At 61.7% G+C, this 15,129-nt stretch carries 12 protein-coding genes; 7 read left to right on the top strand and 5 right to left on the bottom strand.

The features are described 5' to 3' along the window. Positions 1-70: 70 nt before the first annotated feature. The 3 genes from UCMB321_RS23070 to UCMB321_RS23060 form a co-directional block, all read right to left on the bottom strand. Entirely contained in the window at positions 71-1,768 is a 1,698-nt protein-coding gene (locus UCMB321_RS23070) for an acid phosphatase (protein WP_040070938.1), read from the bottom strand. Positions 1,769-1,956: 188 nt separating this feature from the next. Continuing rightward, the gene (locus UCMB321_RS23065; RefSeq protein ID WP_040070937.1) at positions 1,957-2,643 is read right to left on the bottom strand and encodes an autoinducer binding domain-containing protein; all 687 of its coding nucleotides are present in this window, start codon (positions 2,641-2,643) and stop codon (positions 1,957-1,959) included. Between the two features lie 301 nt (positions 2,644-2,944). Beyond that, positions 2,945-4,363 carry a short-chain fatty acid transporter gene (locus UCMB321_RS23060; protein ID WP_040070936.1) on the bottom strand — a complete coding sequence of 473 codons (1,419 nt, stop codon included), beginning with the start codon at positions 4,361-4,363 and terminating at the stop codon, positions 2,945-2,947. 184 nt (positions 4,364-4,547) lie between these two features. Here UCMB321_RS23060 and UCMB321_RS23055 point away from each other — a divergent pair, with 184 nt between their 5' ends. Beyond that, on the top strand, positions 4,548-5,951 hold the full coding sequence (locus UCMB321_RS23055; RefSeq protein WP_040070934.1) for an aminotransferase-like domain-containing protein: 1,404 nt from the start codon (positions 4,548-4,550) through the stop codon (positions 5,949-5,951). Here UCMB321_RS23055 and panB read toward each other — a convergent pair. Further along, a complete protein-coding gene (panB, locus tag UCMB321_RS23050; protein WP_040070932.1) occupies positions 5,939-6,754 on the bottom strand; it encodes a 3-methyl-2-oxobutanoate hydroxymethyltransferase in 816 nt (271 codons plus the stop codon). The two genes, UCMB321_RS23055 and panB, sit on opposite strands and share 13 nt — an antisense overlap. Positions 6,755-6,995: 241 nt before the next feature. Here panB and UCMB321_RS23045 point away from each other — a divergent pair, with 241 nt between their 5' ends. Then, the gene (locus UCMB321_RS23045; protein ID WP_040070931.1) at positions 6,996-8,312 is read left to right on the top strand and encodes an MFS transporter; all 1,317 of its coding nucleotides are present in this window, start codon (positions 6,996-6,998) and stop codon (positions 8,310-8,312) included. A 191-nt stretch (positions 8,313-8,503) separates the two neighbouring features. After that, entirely contained in the window at positions 8,504-9,820 is a 1,317-nt protein-coding gene (locus UCMB321_RS23040) for a methyl-accepting chemotaxis protein (RefSeq protein WP_040070929.1), read from the top strand. Here the strand turns inward: UCMB321_RS23040 and UCMB321_RS23035 are convergent. Then, positions 9,801-10,292, bottom strand: coding sequence for a RidA family protein (locus tag UCMB321_RS23035; protein ID WP_040070927.1), 492 nt, complete (start codon positions 10,290-10,292; stop codon positions 9,801-9,803). The genes UCMB321_RS23040 and UCMB321_RS23035 overlap by 20 nt on opposite strands. Positions 10,293-10,451: 159 nt before the next feature. On the opposite strand from UCMB321_RS23035, the gene UCMB321_RS23030 reads away from it, so the two are divergent. The 4 genes from UCMB321_RS23030 to ddlA all read left to right on the top strand — a co-directional run bounded on the left by UCMB321_RS23030 (position 10,452) and on the right by ddlA (position 15,035). Next, positions 10,452-12,059 carry a sensor domain-containing diguanylate cyclase gene (locus tag UCMB321_RS23030; protein WP_040070958.1) on the top strand — a complete coding sequence of 536 codons (1,608 nt, stop codon included), beginning with the start codon at positions 10,452-10,454 and terminating at the stop codon, positions 12,057-12,059. A gap of 73 nt (positions 12,060-12,132) precedes the next feature. After that, complete coding sequence (locus UCMB321_RS23025; protein ID WP_040070925.1) at positions 12,133-13,002, top strand: Dyp-type peroxidase; 870 nt, start codon at positions 12,133-12,135, stop codon at positions 13,000-13,002. Between the two features lie 302 nt (positions 13,003-13,304). Next, the gene (locus UCMB321_RS23020; RefSeq protein WP_040070957.1) at positions 13,305-13,757 is read left to right on the top strand and encodes a hypothetical protein; all 453 of its coding nucleotides are present in this window, start codon (positions 13,305-13,307) and stop codon (positions 13,755-13,757) included. Positions 13,758-13,940: 183 nt separating this feature from the next. After that, positions 13,941-15,035, top strand: coding sequence for a D-alanine--D-alanine ligase (gene ddlA / locus UCMB321_RS23015; RefSeq protein WP_040070924.1), 1,095 nt, complete (start codon positions 13,941-13,943; stop codon positions 15,033-15,035). The last annotated feature ends 94 nt before the right edge of the window (positions 15,036-15,129 follow it).

The following is a 15,129-nucleotide window of genomic DNA, read 5'->3' as shown; positions in this document are numbered from 1 at the left end:
TTGAGCGGTAACGGAGGCTTTGCAGGAGGGCTCGCTCCCCCCGTGGGGAGCGAGTGGTGCAAGGTGTCAGTCAGGCCGTAAAGCGCAGTGCATTGGTCAGATCGCCCATCGGCTTCTGGCCACGGGCGATCATGGCGTCATCGCGCTGCTTGAGACCGTCGAGTTTCTCCAACTGGAACACCCGGGTGATCAGGCGCAGGATCGAGGCGGTGTCATACACCGTGTGATCCACCGTGCCCTTGCGGGCGAAGGGCGAGACCACCAGGGCCGGAACCCGCGTGCCCGGGCCCCAGCGATCGCCTTGCGGCGGCGCCACGTGGTCCCACCAACCGCCGTTTTCATCGACGGTGACCACCACCACCATGTTTTTCCATTGCGGACTTTCTTGCAGCACTTTCAGGATACGGTCGATATGCCGGTCACCGGACGCCACGTCGGCGTAACCGGCGTGCATGTTCAGGTTGCCCTGGGGCTTGTAGAAGGTTACTGGCGGCAACCTGCCGGCCTGGGCATCGGCGAGGAATTTGTTGCTGCTCGGGTCCTCACCCAGCCCGCCATCGCGCAGGCGTTTGGCACGCTCGCCGGGGTTTTCCGGTCCTTGCTGCTTGAAGTAGTTGAACGGCTGATGGTGGTACTGGAAATTCGGGATCTTCGGAATGCCGCCCGAGTCCTTGTACTGGTCGAGGGTGGCCTGCCAGGCACCGGCGTACCAGGCCCAGTCGATGTTCTTCTTCGACAGCTTGTCGCCGATGTGTTCGTGGACCTGGGGGACCAGCACGTTGGGCAAGCCCGGCTTGGAATAGTCCGGATGTTCGGTGTCGCGGATCCAGGTCGGCCAGTAGGGCGGGGCCATGGTGTTCACCGCGTAGCCATCCGGGGTCAGGGCGCTGGGGCCGAATTGCGGCGCGCCGCTCATGGCGCTGGCCGGGGATTTCTCCAGTGGCTTGAGGCGTGTGTCGAGCGGGTTGTCGCTTTGCAGCGTGGCGATCTGCGGCTTGGCCACCGAGTTGGCGGCGTCCGGATAGAACGGCACCGTCGCGCTGATGAGGTATTGGTGGTTGAGGAACGAACCGCCGAAGGCGCCCTGGAAGAAGTTGTCGCAGAGCACGAACTCCTTCGCCACGTCCCACAGTCGCAACGAGTAGCGGTTCTGGGCGTAGTGGCCCATGGTCAGGCCGCCGGAGTCGGCCCAGGCGACGAACTGGTCGTTCTTGCCGCCGTTGATCTGCATCTGGTTCTGGTAGAACACGTGCCACAGGTCGCGGGTGACCAGGCTCAGGGGCAGGTCCTCGCCATTCGGACCCTTGAGGGCGTAGGGGGCATTGGGCAGGTTCTGCTGGAATTGGGTTTCAGCCGGATAGGTCACGCCGTCGACGCTTTGCGGGCCGATCTGCAGGACACCGCCCCAGGCCGGTGGCAGGGTCTGCAGCAGGCTGCCATCGCGATCGCGTTGCTGGTAGTCCGCGGGTTTGAGGGCTGACAAGGGTTTCTCGAGCCCCGGGAAGTCGGCGAACAGGTTGTTGAAGCTGCGGTTCTCGGCGTAGATCACCACCACGGTTTTCACCTGGTCGTGCAGGGCCTTGTCCAACTCGGAGCCCGACAGCTCGCGCACCTCCGGCTTGCCGGGCTCGCTCGGGGAACCGCAGGCGGTCAGCGTCGCGCCAACACCCAGCACCGCCACGCCACCGAGGAAGCGGCGGCGACTGGTGTCGGTGGGGGAATCGGTTTGGGGCGCTTGCGACGGGTCGAGGTCTTTCTCGTCACTCATCCTGGGTTCCTGCTGGGTGGGTTTGACGGATCAAAATATTCGCATCGCAACTTAGCAATGCAAGATGACGGAACAGCGACAGATCCTTTCTGCCGCGGGCAGTATGCCAATTGTCGAGGGTGTGGGGCAGGGATTGCGTTACGGAGTTTTTCAGGCGGGGGACGGGAGCCTGAGTTTTTCTGCTGACCTTACAAGGCTCCGCGCTGAATCGCCGCCACCATCGCCGCGACTTTGTTGGTGGTGCCGGTCTTGCTGATCGCGTTGGCGATATGGAAGTTCACGGTACGCACGTTGAGCTCAAGCAAGAGGGCGATTTCCGGTGCGGTCTTACCTTCGGCCGACCACTTCAACACCTCGATTTCCCGAGGTGACAGCAGGTGCGAGGACATTTCCGGCAGGTGACGGGTGGCCGCCGCATGCAGGACATTGCACAGCCATAGAATATGCCCGGCATCGTGGTAGAACTTGTCGTGGTCGATTTCTCCCTCGGGGCGGGCGACGCACAGGATGCTCTGGTGACCCTGAACATGGTGTACCGCCTGCGACCAGCCGTGGCGCATGCCAAACGATTGCTTTTTTGCCCAGAACGCGGGGGCCTTGGCACAGGTCTCCGGCGACCAGAACACCGGCAGGTGCGAATGCCGGACACGGGTCAGCAGCGGATCGATCTCCTGGAGGTTGTGCTCCTGATAGCACTGATTCCACTCCTCCGGATAATTGTTCCTTATCCAGGGCTCGGTGCCGTGGCTCAGTTTGACATAGCGGTAATAGGGATAGCCTAGTTGCTTGACCAGGCTGGGTAAGAGTTCGAGCAACTCCTGCTCGTCTTGCGTTGATCCCAGACGCTGCAATTGCTCTTCTTTCCAATGACACATGATTCATCCACCTTGCTGAACTGCGGGTGGGCTGGTGGGGCACGTTGTAAGAAAAGCGCAATGGTACGATCGTGCCTATTTTTTCGGACAGCCTAATACAGGATGCGAATCATTGGCCACTGGATTTGGGTTTCGGCACGCTTGTTCAGCATTTATTCAGGATTGTGACGATTAACGTCGTCGTTTTTGAGATGGAAACTGCCTTGATGGTTTTCAGGTGCGAGGGCACTCACAAAAAGAGCGCTGACAGCAGCGCTCTTGAATGGGGTTGCAGGCCTTGCGCGCGAAAACGCGCCGCAGGTTACGGCATCACCGGCCCGGTGTAAGCCAGGGTGGTTCCCAGCGCCCAGAGCAGGAACAGCACCAGCGGCGCGTGCACCAGCAGTTGTACGAAGGAGAAGCCGATCAGGTCCCGCGCCTTCAGCCCCAGCACACCCAGCAGTGGCAGCATGTAGAAAGGGTTGATCAGGTTCGGCAGCGCCTCGGCGGCGTTGTAGATCTGCACGGCCCAGCCCAGGTGGTATTTCAGGTCATTGGCCACCTGCATCACATAGGGCGCCTCGATGACCCACTTGCCGCCACCGGAGGGAATGAAGAAACCCAGTACCGCCGAGTACAGCCCCATCAGCACCGCGTAGGTGTCATGGGAAGCGATCTGGGTGAAAAAGGTCGAGATGTGATGGGCCAGGGTCAGGGCATCGCCGCCCTTGACCGTAGTCATCAGCGCCGCGATGGAGCCGTACAACGGGAACTGGATCAGCACGCCGGTGGTGGTCGGTACCGCCCGGGCCACCGCGTCGAGAAAGCTGCGCGGGCGCCAGTGCAGCAGGGCGCCGACCATCAGGAACAGGAAGTTGTAGGTGTTCAAGCCGGAAATGGCGCTGATTGCCGGTTTGGTCGAGAACTCATGGAACAGCCAGCCAGCGGCCAGCAGGGCCAGCAGAATCGTCAGCAGCGGGCTGTATTCCAGCCATTCGCCGGGGCGCGAGCGGCTGCTCAGGGGCGGCAGGTTGAAGCTCGGATCGACGCCGCAGGCCTTGGCATCCCGGGCCGAGTCGGGCCCCGGAGCGGTGGCGTAGGCAATCACCAGCGAGACCACGATCAGCGCCAGCAACAGGGCGCCGGACTGCCAGAGAAAGATGGTCTGGGTAAAGGGAATCATCCCGGTGATCGACAGGATCGACGGCGGCAGGCTGGCCGGGTTGGCCTGCAATTGCGCGGCGGACGAGGACAGCCCCAGTGCCCAGACGGCGCCCAGGCCGAGGTAGGCCGCGGCACCGGCGGCGCGGTAGTCCATGTGCAGGTCGGTGCGGCGCGCCAGGGCGCGGACCAGCAAACCGCCGAAGACCAGGGACAGGCCCCAGTTCAGCAGTGAGGCGACCATGGAGATCAGCGCGACCCAGGCCACCGCCGAGCGACCGTTCTTCGGCAGGTGCGCCAGGCGGTCGATCAGTTTCACCGCCGGGGGGGAGCTGGCGACCACATAGCCGCCGATCACCACGAACGCCATCTGCATGGTGAAGGGGATCAGGCTCCAGAAGCCATCGCCGAAGGCCATCGCGGCTTCGCTCGGCTTGGCGCCGATGGCCAGGGTTGCCAGGGCAACGGCAATCACCGCCAGCGCGGCGAACACCCAGGAGTCGGGAAACCAGCGCTCGGCCCAGTTCGAGCAGTACAGGGCAAAGCGGGCGGAGCGGCTGGTTTCTATGGCAGCGGCCATTGGAAGGTCCTCTTGTTCTTGATCTTATTGGGGAGCCACGGGCAAAGCGTTGGGGACGCAGCGTGTGGGCAGGTGTTCACGATAAATCAATCTGATGGCATTTTCCGATTCTCTTTTATCCGAGCGCGGTCTTGCATACTCTGGTGTCCCTGACAGGGACGCGCGGGAATGAACGCAAGTGAACATGGGTAACAACAAGGATTCCTCCTTCTCCTACCAGGCGGTTTATCGCTACCTCGTCGAGTTGATCGAGACTGGCGATTCCACGAGTGAGCAGAAACTCCCTTCCTTGCGACAGTTGGCCCTGCGCCTGAATGTATCGGTGTCGACGACCAAATACGCCTATTCGTTGCTGGAGGACGAGGGCAGGATCTATGCCCGGCCGAAGTTCGGCTATTTCACCAAGGCCATGCAGCTACCGCGGCTGAACGAGGGATCGCCCAATCTGCTCGACAATGTGTTCGCCAATGCCCGCCAGCCGGGAATGCTGGCCCTGAGTAGCGATGCTCCGGCGATGTTGCTGTCCCTGGAGAGCCCGCTGCTGATGATCGAGCGCGAACTGACGCGGCAATATCCGCGGACCCATGCGCCGCTGTATCAGCCCTTTGGAGAGCCGGAGTTACGCAGTGCGATTGCCGATCGCTATACCCGTTCCGCCCATTGCTATTGGCAAGCCGAGCATGTGTATGTCGGTTCGGATCTGCGCAGCGTGCTGGAATTGTCGCTCGAAGCCCTGGACTTGAAAGGGAGTGTCGCGTTGGTGGAGTCACCTTGCTCCTGGGCGATCCTGCGTCAGTTGCAAGCCGCCAGGATCCGCGTCATCGAGTTGCCCCTGGGCGAAGATGGACGATTCAACCTCGCCGACTTGCAGGATCTGCTCAGGCGCGAACCGGTGGGGTTGGCGGTGCTGTCATCGACAGTGAATATCCCCCAGGGCACGCTGATGCCGGCACAGGACAAGCAACAGATCTGTCGCTGGTTGGCGGAGCGGGATATCTGGTTGTTCGAAAACGACAGTTACGGCGAGTTCTGCTTTTCCCCACAACCACCTCGTTACCGCGATTTCGCCGATCCGGAGAAACTGTTGGTCTTCTCCACCTTCGACAAGATCATCGGCTCGGAGGCCCCCTATGGCTACCTGTTGTGCCGTCGGCACGGGCTGTCGCTGCACCGGCTGTTTCTGGAGCGGGCGTTTCGCTTGTCGCCGATTCGTCAGAAGGCGATAGCCAAGCTCTTCAGTTCGCGGCGTATCGACCAGCACCTGGTGGTCTTGCGTGCCATGTTGCTGGACCGGATGCAACGGATGCGGGGGCTGTTGCACGAATACGCTGAGGGCCAGTTGCGGGTGACGGCGCCGGACGGCGGAGTGACCTTCTGGATCGAGGCCGTACGACCGGTGGACATGCGGCGGGTTTTCGAGCGTCTGCTGGCCAGGCGTATCGTGATTGCTCCAGGTGAAATCTTCAGCCTGCATGGGGCCTGGCGGCACTGCCTGCGGCTGAGCTACACCGTCGATTGGAGCAAGGATATTGCCCAGGCCTTGAAGAGCCTGGTCCAGGCGATTGCCGATGAGGATCAGAGGCCGTAGCAATGCCGTGCTTCAGGGAATTGGCCGTTGCGTACTTCGTCGGCAAAGCGTTCGCAGGCGTCACGAATCACCGCGCCGACATCGGCATATTGCTTGACGAAGCGAGGTGGGTGTTCGCTACCCAGCCCCAATACGTCTTCGGTCACCAATACCTGACCGTCGCAGGCCGGTGAAGCACCTATACCGATGGTGGGCATCTTCGAGTCCAGGGTGATCTGGCGGGCGACACCTTCGGCCACGCCTTCGAGCAGCAGGCTGAAGGCTCCGGCCTCCAGGTTGGCCCGGGCGTCCAGGGCAATCGCGGCTGCGGTTTCAGGGCTCAGGCCCTGGGCCTTGAAGCCGCCCATGATATTCACGAACTGTGGCATCAGGCCGACGTGGGCCATCACTGGAATACCTCGGGCCACAAGGAACTCGACGGTACCGGCCAGGGCTTGATTCGCTTCCAGCTTGACCGCATCGCAGCCGGTGCGCGCCAGGACCTGGGCGCAGTTGCGAAAGGCTTGTTCGTTGGATTCCTGATAGCTGCCAAACGGCATGTCGGCGATGACGCAGGACAACCGCGTACTGTCGACCACTGCCCGGGTGTGGCCGATGATTTCCTCAAGCTGCATGCTGAGCGTCGAGGCGCGGCCGTAGCCCACCATCGCGGTGGAATCACCGACCAGGATGAAATCGACGATAGGGTCGATCAGCCTGGCTATCGAGCTGGAGTACGCCGTCAGCGAGACGATTTTCTGTCGACCTTTCATGGCGACCAGCTGGGGGACTGTCAATCGCTGGGTGCGGGTATGGATGCTCATCGTTGGGCTCTGTCTGAGGGGGCAGGCCCGATTATTGGTCAAACCCGCTAAAACTCAATGTACAGATCTGAGCTAAAAACCAACCCAGATACATTGTCAGGTTGTCCCTTTCGATGAATCGGTGGACCATTGCGGGCCATATCTAATCGGTGCGATTGGGATCGAGATGCCCCTTCAAGGGCTTCAGGGGCGGTACGGTTTCAGTCGCAAGTTTTCCGGAAAGTCTGTTCAGGGTCCCTTGATGAAGGCCAATAACTATTCTCGCTCTGGGCGCTTTGCCCTGGCTGACTACAAGACCCTGGGCCTGGCGGCGTTGGGCGGTGCGCTGGAAATCTATGATTTCATCATTTTCATGTTCTTCGCACTGACCCTCAGTGACCTGTTCTTCCCCCCGCAAATGCCCGACTGGCTGCGCTTGCTGCAAAGCTTCGGGATTTTCGTCACCGGTTATCTGGCTCGACCGCTGGGCGGCATACTGATGGCGCACTTCGCCGACCGGCTGGGGCGCAAGCGGGTCTTCAGCCTGAGCATCCTGATGATGGCCCTGCCATGCCTGCTGATCGGGGTCATGCCGACTTATGCACAGATCGGTTACTGGGCGCCCCTGCTCCTGTTGCTGCTGCGGGTGCTGCAGGGCGCCGCGGTGGGCGGCGAGGTGCCGAGCGCCTGGGTCTTCGTCGCCGAGCACGCGCCGCCCGGACATCGCGGCTATGCCTTGGGTGTCTTGCAGGCGGGACTGACCTTCGGCTATCTGCTGGGCGCTTTGACCGCCACCGCCCTGGCGCGGATCTACAGCCCCGGCGAAATCCTCGATTTCGCCTGGCGCTTTCCGTTCCTGCTGGGCGGGGTGTTCGGCGTGATCGGCGTCTGGCTGCGCCGCTGGCTCAGTGAAACCCCGGTGTTCATGGCCCTGCAAGCGCGACGGGAAGAAGGCGAGGGCGTGCCGCTGCAGACTGTCCTGCGCAGTCACCGCCGGGCGATCCTGCCGGCGATGTTGCTGACCTGTGTCTTGACCTCCGCGGTAGTGGTGCTGGTGGTGGTCACCCCGACCGTGATGCAGAAAGTCTTCGGCATGAGTGCCAGTCACACATTCGCCTTGAGCAGCCTGGGGATCGTGTTCCTGAATATCGGCTGTGTCCTGGCCGGCAGGCTGGTGGATCGGATCGGAGCCTGGCGCGCGGTGTTGTTCTACAGCGCCTTGCTGCCGCTGGGCATGGCGCTGCTCTACAGCTGCCTGATCCAGGGGGGGGAGTGGCTTGGCCTGGCCTATGCCCTGGCGGGTCTGAGCTGTGGCGTGGTGGGGGCGGTCCCGTCGGTGATGGTGGCGTTGTTTCCGGCGCATATCCGGGTCTCCGGCATTTCCTTTACCTACAATATCGCCTACGCACTCTGGGCCAGCACCACTCCGCTGTTGCTGATCGGCCTGATGCCCTGGAGCCCGTGGGTCTGCGTCGGCTATTGCCTGTTGATGGGCGCTGCCGGAGCCCTGACCGCCTTGTACTTCGGTCTGCGCACATCAACCTCCAGCGCTTTATCCGGTACCCGCGCATCGAGTTAGCCCTCCCCGGATACGATGCGGTGATTTTTTTCCTATTGTTCTAGAGTGATCCCTGGACGCGGGAAAAACTCGGTCGGATTGTCAGCAGGCTTCTCGTTGGAAATAGCGCGGAATTTTCCTTTAGAAAAAACCGCCAGGGCCGATGCCAATGACAGATTACCCGCACTTTCATTCGCCCATCGGTGCCGCCCATGTTTAACAAACGCTTGAAGCAGGAGCTGACGGCTCTTCGTGAAGAACTCTCCAGCCTCCAGCAGGTCAAGGACAGCCTGGAACTGGAAATGCTCGCACTGACCCTGGACCCCGATGGCCGTATCGAATCGGTCAATCAGAACTTCACCCAGGAGATGTTCTACCCGAGCAGTTCGCTGGTCGGACGGCACCTTGAAGAGTTCGTACCGGATTACCTCAAGCATTCGGATTTTCACCAGCGTTTCAAGAATGCCCTGACCCGGGGCGAGCATTTCAGCGGCGCGGTGCGCTTGTTGCGCGGTAACGGGAAGGAAGCCTGGCTGCGCTCGATCCTGCAGCCGATTCGTAATTCCCAGGGGCGCATCCTGCAGTTTTCGATGTACTCCAACGACCTGACCCGCACCATCGAAGCCTCCCGCGAGCACGAAAACCTGATCGGCGCGCTGTTGCGCTCCACCGCCGTGATCGAGTTCAACCTGTCCGGTGAAGTGCTCACGGCCAACGACCGTTTCCTCAACGCCATGGGTTACAGCCTGGCGCAGATCCAGGGCAAGCATCACCGCACCTTCTGCGACCCGGTGGAATACAACAGCGCCGAGTACCAGGCGTTCTGGAAGCGCCTGAATGCCGGCGAGTTCGTCGCCGGCCGTTTCAAGCGTGTCGACAGCCATGGTCGCGAGGTCTGGCTGGAGGCGTCCTATAACCCGGTACTCGATGCCAACGAAAAGCTCTATAAAGTGGTCAAGTTCGCCACCGTGATCACCGACCAGGTGAACCAGGAACGGGCGGTGGCCGAGGCCGCGAACATTGCCTACAGCACCTCGTTGCAGACCGACGGCACCGCCCAGCGCGGGACCACCGTGGTGACCCAGGCGGTGGAAGTGATGCGCGATCTGGCTGCGCACATGCAAACCGCCAGTGACGGGATCGAAGCCTTGAATGCGCAGTCCCAGGTGATCGGCAGCATCGTCAAGACCATCAGCGGCATTGCCGAACAGACCAACCTGCTGGCGCTCAACGCGGCCATCGAAGCCGCGCGCGCGGGTGAACAGGGTCGTGGTTTTGCGGTAGTGGCGGACGAAGTGCGACAGCTGGCCTCGCGCACCAGCCAGGCCACGGACGAGATCGTCGGGGTGGTGCGGCAGAACCAGGACATGGCACGGGACGCGGTCTCACTGATGAACAGCGGCAAGACCCAGGCCGAGGAAGGTCTTGCGCTGGCGGCGGAGGCGGGCACGGTGATCGTCGAGATCCAGGACGGTGCGCAGAAAGTGGTCAATGCGGTCGGGCAGTTCGCTAACCAACTGACGACTTGAGCGCCACCACCATATCCACCTCGACCGAGGCGTTTTTCGGCAGTTGGAACACCCCGACCGAGGTACGCGTATGCACCCCGGCTTCGCCGAACACCGAATAAAGCACCTCGGACGCCCCGTCGGCGACTTCACTCTGCTGGGTGAAGTCCGCCGCGCTCTGCACATACACGTTGATGCGCAGCACCTTCCTGATACGCCCCAGGTCGCCGTCGAGCAGCTGTCGTAAAATCGCCAGGGCGCGCATGGTGCTGATCTGTGCCCCGTGCCGTGCCCGCTCCAGGGTGGTTTCGGCACCGACCCGCCCGGTCACCATCACGGTATTGTCCACCCGTGGAATCTGCCCGCTGACATACACTTCCAGGTCGTTCTGTACCGCAGGTACATAGTTGCCGCCGATTTTCATCTCACCGTCGAAGCTGTAGCCGAGTTCCTGGGCGATGGTTTCGAATGACGCGTTTCGGGTGTGTGGCATGGTCCAGCTCCTGGTCAGAAATGTTCGGTTCGTACGGGCCAAGCGCGATCCGGCCTGCGCACGGCTTTGCCACAGTGTTCACGCAGCCTTGGGGAATATAGCGAAAAGTGCAATCTCGTCGGTTACACTTCGATAATGTCAAAAAAACATCATGCACGTTTGACCTTCGCCCGAATCTACAACAGCGTGTTGACCCGACTGCTGGTGGTGGCGCTGTGCATTGTCATTTCCGGCGCTGTCCTGCGCTATTACGTGTTGACCAACTTCCTGCGCGAGGACCTGAGCGCCGTCGTGGAGAGCCAGCAACTGGCGCTGGCGACTTATGTCGCCCACGATGTCGATATCAAGATCATTCGGCGTCGGCTCCTGATCGAGCTTCTCGCCGCCAGTGTGCCCCTCGATTTACTGGCACGGCCTGAGCAACTGCAAGCCTGGGTGAAGGAGCGTTCTCCCTACCAGGCCGTGTTCTCGAGCGAAATCCTCATCGTCGATGCCAGTGGCAAGCGGCTGGCGGGCGACCCGGACCAGGAGGGACGGGGCGATACGGATTATGCGGATCGTGATTATATTCAAGCCGGGTTGGCCGGTAAGCCATTTATCGGTCGGCCGATCGACCAGGGGCGGAACGCGGAGCCCATGCTGCCGATATCCGCGCCCATCAGGAATGGGGCCGGTGAGGTACAGGCGGTGCTGGTTGGCATGATGCCACTCGCCGCTCCCGGGTTCCTCGATTCATTGCTTCAGAGCCGCGGGGGAACGGCACCGGGTAAGTTTCAGCTGGTTTTTCCGGACAGTCGCTTGCAGATCGAGTCCTCCCGGCTTGGGCTGGGTTTCACGCCGATATCGCTTGCGGGCCTCGGCAGGCTGGAGGACCGGGCCATGGAGGGGGGGCGCGCTACCGGGATAGCGCTTGACGCCGAGGGCAACGAGGAGGTTCGCGCCATGGTCTCCGTACCCAGTACGGGCTGGATCATTGTCGCCAGCCTGCCGAGCCGCGAGGCATTTGCAACCGTTGAGCGAACCCAGAGTTTCCTGATCAGGGGGGCCATCTCCTCGATTTTCCTGTTCGGTATCATCTCCTCGATCGGGCTGTACTTTGTCTTTCGCCCGTTGTTCCATGCCGCCGCGCAGGCGGACTGCATGACCCGCGACGAACTGCCCCATGCGTCCTTGCCGGTGGTGCGCAACGATGAGGTCGGTCACTTGATCTCGGCGTTCAATCGCTTGTTGTTCAAGCTCAAGGAGAAACAGGCCGAGCTCGAACGGATCGCCCATCACGACACGCTGACGGGCTTGCCCAACCGGCATCAGCTCTCTGGCCGCCTGCGCCAGGTGCTGACCCAGGCACAGCGAAAAGGGACTCAGGTCGGCTTGTTGTTCATGGACCTCGATGGCTTCAAGCGCATCAATGACACCCTCGGGCACGAGGCGGGTGACGAGGTGCTGCGTCAGGTGGCGAAGCGATTTGGTGCCGTGGTGCGGGGGAGCGATACCCTGGCGCGCATCGGCGGTGATGAGTTCGTTGTCCTGCTGAGCGACCTGGGTGCCGATGCCGAAGAAACCGTGAGCACCGTGGCCAGCAAGTGCATCGAGGCGCTGAGTGCGCCGTTTCTCATTGCCGGTGCGGTGTGCCAGGTGGGGGTCTCGATCGGTATCGCCCTGGGGGACGGCGAGAGTTCCGCCGATGCGCTCCTGCTGACGGCGGATCGGGTCATGTATCAGGCCAAGAAAACCGGACGCGGTCGTTACGTGACCCACAAGCTCTGAGGGTGGTGCGCCTGTGTCGCAAGCGTAGCGGGCGCAACAAAGGTAAACTCCGGGCTTTGCCAGAGGAGTTCCCATGAGTCACTACCAGCCCGGCATCCTTGCCAAGCCTGTGCCCTCGCAGGCACGCCACCTGTTCTTCACCCTTGAATCCGCCGAAGCATTGCCGGCGGCACTCGACAAGCTTGTCCGGCTGGTGGATGCAAAGCACGCCGTGGTCGGCTTTGGCGAGTCGCTGGTGCAGGCGCTGGGCCGTCAAGTCCAAGGGCTGCGGGCGTTTCCCGGCATCACCGGTGTGGGCGTGGATAATCCGTCGACCCAGCATGCCCTGTGGTGCTGGTTGCATGGCGAAGACCGTGGCGAATTGCTGCACCGCAGCCGTGCGCTGGAGCAGGCGCTGGCGCCGGCCCTGAAGTTGGTGCAGATGACCGAGGCGTTCCGCCACAAGTCCGGCTACGACCTGACCGGTTATGAAGACGGCACCGAGAACCCGGTGGACGAGGCTGCGGTGGAGGCCGGGATCGCCGCGGACGGTGGCAGCTTTGCCGCGATCCAGCAGTGGCGGCATGACCTGGACGGTTTCGCTGCGCTGCCGGGCCATGAACAGGACAACATCATCGGACGGCGCAAGAGCGACAACGAGGAGCTGGAAGACGCACCGGAATCCGCCCACGTCAAACGTACCGCGCAGGAGAGCTTTGCCCCGGAGGCCTTCGTGGTGCGCCGATCCATGCCCTGGTCGAACGAGCAGGGCGCTGGCCTGATGTTCCTGGCGTTCGGCCATTCCTTCGAGGCGTTCGAGGCGCAACTGCGGCGCATGAGCGGCTTGGACGACGGCATCGTCGACGGCTTGTATCGCTTCAGTCGGCCGATTACCGGCGGTTATTACTGGTGCCCGCCGTTGAGCGAGGGCCGTCTGGACCTGAGTGCGCTGATCGCCGTTTGAGCCTTTGTCCCGCCTGACCGACGCCCGATGCCGCCCATCGGGCGTTTTCATGAGGACGCCTGGAAACGGGCAAGCCTATCCAGCCTCGGCCTGACTTGAAATTGATATAAGCCTACGCGGGGTCAGTACTAGACTTATAATTGCAGTCGTTGCGATATGAAGTGAAGTCAACCCTCTCTCATCCGCGCAGCTCGCTCGCCATCCACTAAACCGTATCCGCATTCGACTGCCTGATGAAATCGGGCGATAGCCCCGCGTGAAAGATGAGACTCGGGCTCCAACGGAGCCAGGGAGTGTTCATCATGACCCCTATCCGTTCTCTCTTGTTCTGTGCCCTTTCCGGGCTTGTGCTGTTGGGCGTGTCCCCGAATGTCCGGGCGGCGACCAACAGTGAACCGATCAACCAGGAGGCGGTACAGTTATCGCCTCAAACCCAGAACGGCGTGTCTTACCTGACCGGCGGTATTGGCCTGGACGAAAGCCAGGCATTGCTGCAGACCCGCGGTTACAACCTGCATATTGTTTCGTCTGTAGGCCCCAAAGGGGAGTACCTGCCTGATGTAGACATCACGATCCAGAAGGCTGGCGGAGAGTCGGTATTGTCGCTGACTCAGGTCGGGCCGATAGTCTATGTCAAGTTGCCCGACGGCAAATACGAGGTTATCAGCCGTCGTAATGGTCACGAGAACCGGCAGAATGTTGTCCTGAGTGGCAACGCCGGCCAGACGGTGAATGTGAACTGGCGCGTCGAATAATATGACCCTGTAGGAGCCTGGCTTGCCGGCGATAGCGACCTGACATTCACCCTCGCAATCGCCAGTAGGCCAGTTCACCGTTCAAAAAAACGCAAGCCAGGGGATGCCAAACCAGCGCCTTGCGAATAGTCTGCGCAGAAAGGGAATCCCCTTGGAACACAGATTTGGACACGAGGTCGGAAGATGGGCAAGTTGCGAGTCGGGATTATTTTCGGTGGAATGGGGGCAGAGCACGAGGTGTCGCTGCAATCGGCGCGCAATGTGGTCGATGCCCTGGACCGCGAGCGTTTCGAGCCGATCCTGATCGGCATCGACAAGCAGGGCCGCTGGCACCTCAACGACAGTTCCAACTACCTGATCAACGCCGAAAACCCGGCGCTCATTGCCTTGAACCAATCCAATCGCGAACTGGCCGTGGTCCCGGGCAAGACCCGCCAGCAATTGGTGGACACCAGCAGCCAGGCGTTGCTGGAGCAGGTCGATGTGATCTTCCCCATCGTGCATGGCACCCTCGGCGAAGACGGTTGCCTGCAAGGGCTGCTGCGCATGACCGACCTGCCCTTTGTCGGCTCCGATGTGCTCGGCTCGGCCGTGTGCATGGACAAGGACGTGAGCAAGCGCCTGTTGCGTGATGCCGGGCTTGCGGTGACACCCTTTATCACCGTGAACCGAACCACTGCCGCGCGCCTCGATTTCGAGGCCGCACAGGCGAAGCTGGGCCTGCCGATGTTCGTCAAGCCGGCGAACCAGGGGTCGTCCGTTGGCGTGAGCAAGGTGCAGACGGCCGAGGAGTACCAGGCCGCCCTGGCCCTGGCCCTGGGCTTCGACGAAAAGGTCCTGATCGAGTCGGCGGTCAGCGGGCGGGAGATCGAATGCGCGATCCTGGGCAACGAACATCCGATAGCCAGCGGTTGCGGCGAGATTGTCGTGCGCAGCGGCTTCTATTCCTACGACAGCAAGTACATCGACGAGCAGGCGGCCGAAGTCGTGGTGCCGGCGGCGATCAGCGAAGAGGACAGCGAGCGCATTCGCGCGCAAGCCATCGAGGCGTTCCAGGTGCTGGGCTGCGCCGGGCTGGCGCGGGTCGATGTATTTCTCACCGCTGACGGCGAAGTGTTGATCAACGAGGTCAACTCGCTGCCCGGCTTTACCCGCATCAGCATGTACCCCAAGCTCTGGCAAGCGGTGGGGATGAGCTACAGCGAACTGGTGAGCCGCCTGATCGAACTGGCGCAGGAACGGCATGAGGCGCGCAAGCGCCTGAAGAACAGCCGCTGACAGGCCTGAAGTCGGCTAGCGCGCTTTAGGGTCTGTACGAAAACTCGCCGAGCGGCGATCAGGCAAGGCAAAAACAGGCGAGGAAGCGGAGTTT

Source organism: Pseudomonas batumici, assembly GCF_000820515.1.
Lineage (GTDB): Bacteria > Pseudomonadota > Gammaproteobacteria > Pseudomonadales > Pseudomonadaceae > Aquipseudomonas > Aquipseudomonas batumici.
The sequence above is the reverse complement of the archived record's forward strand: the minus strand, read 5'-3'. Positions and strand labels throughout refer to the sequence as shown.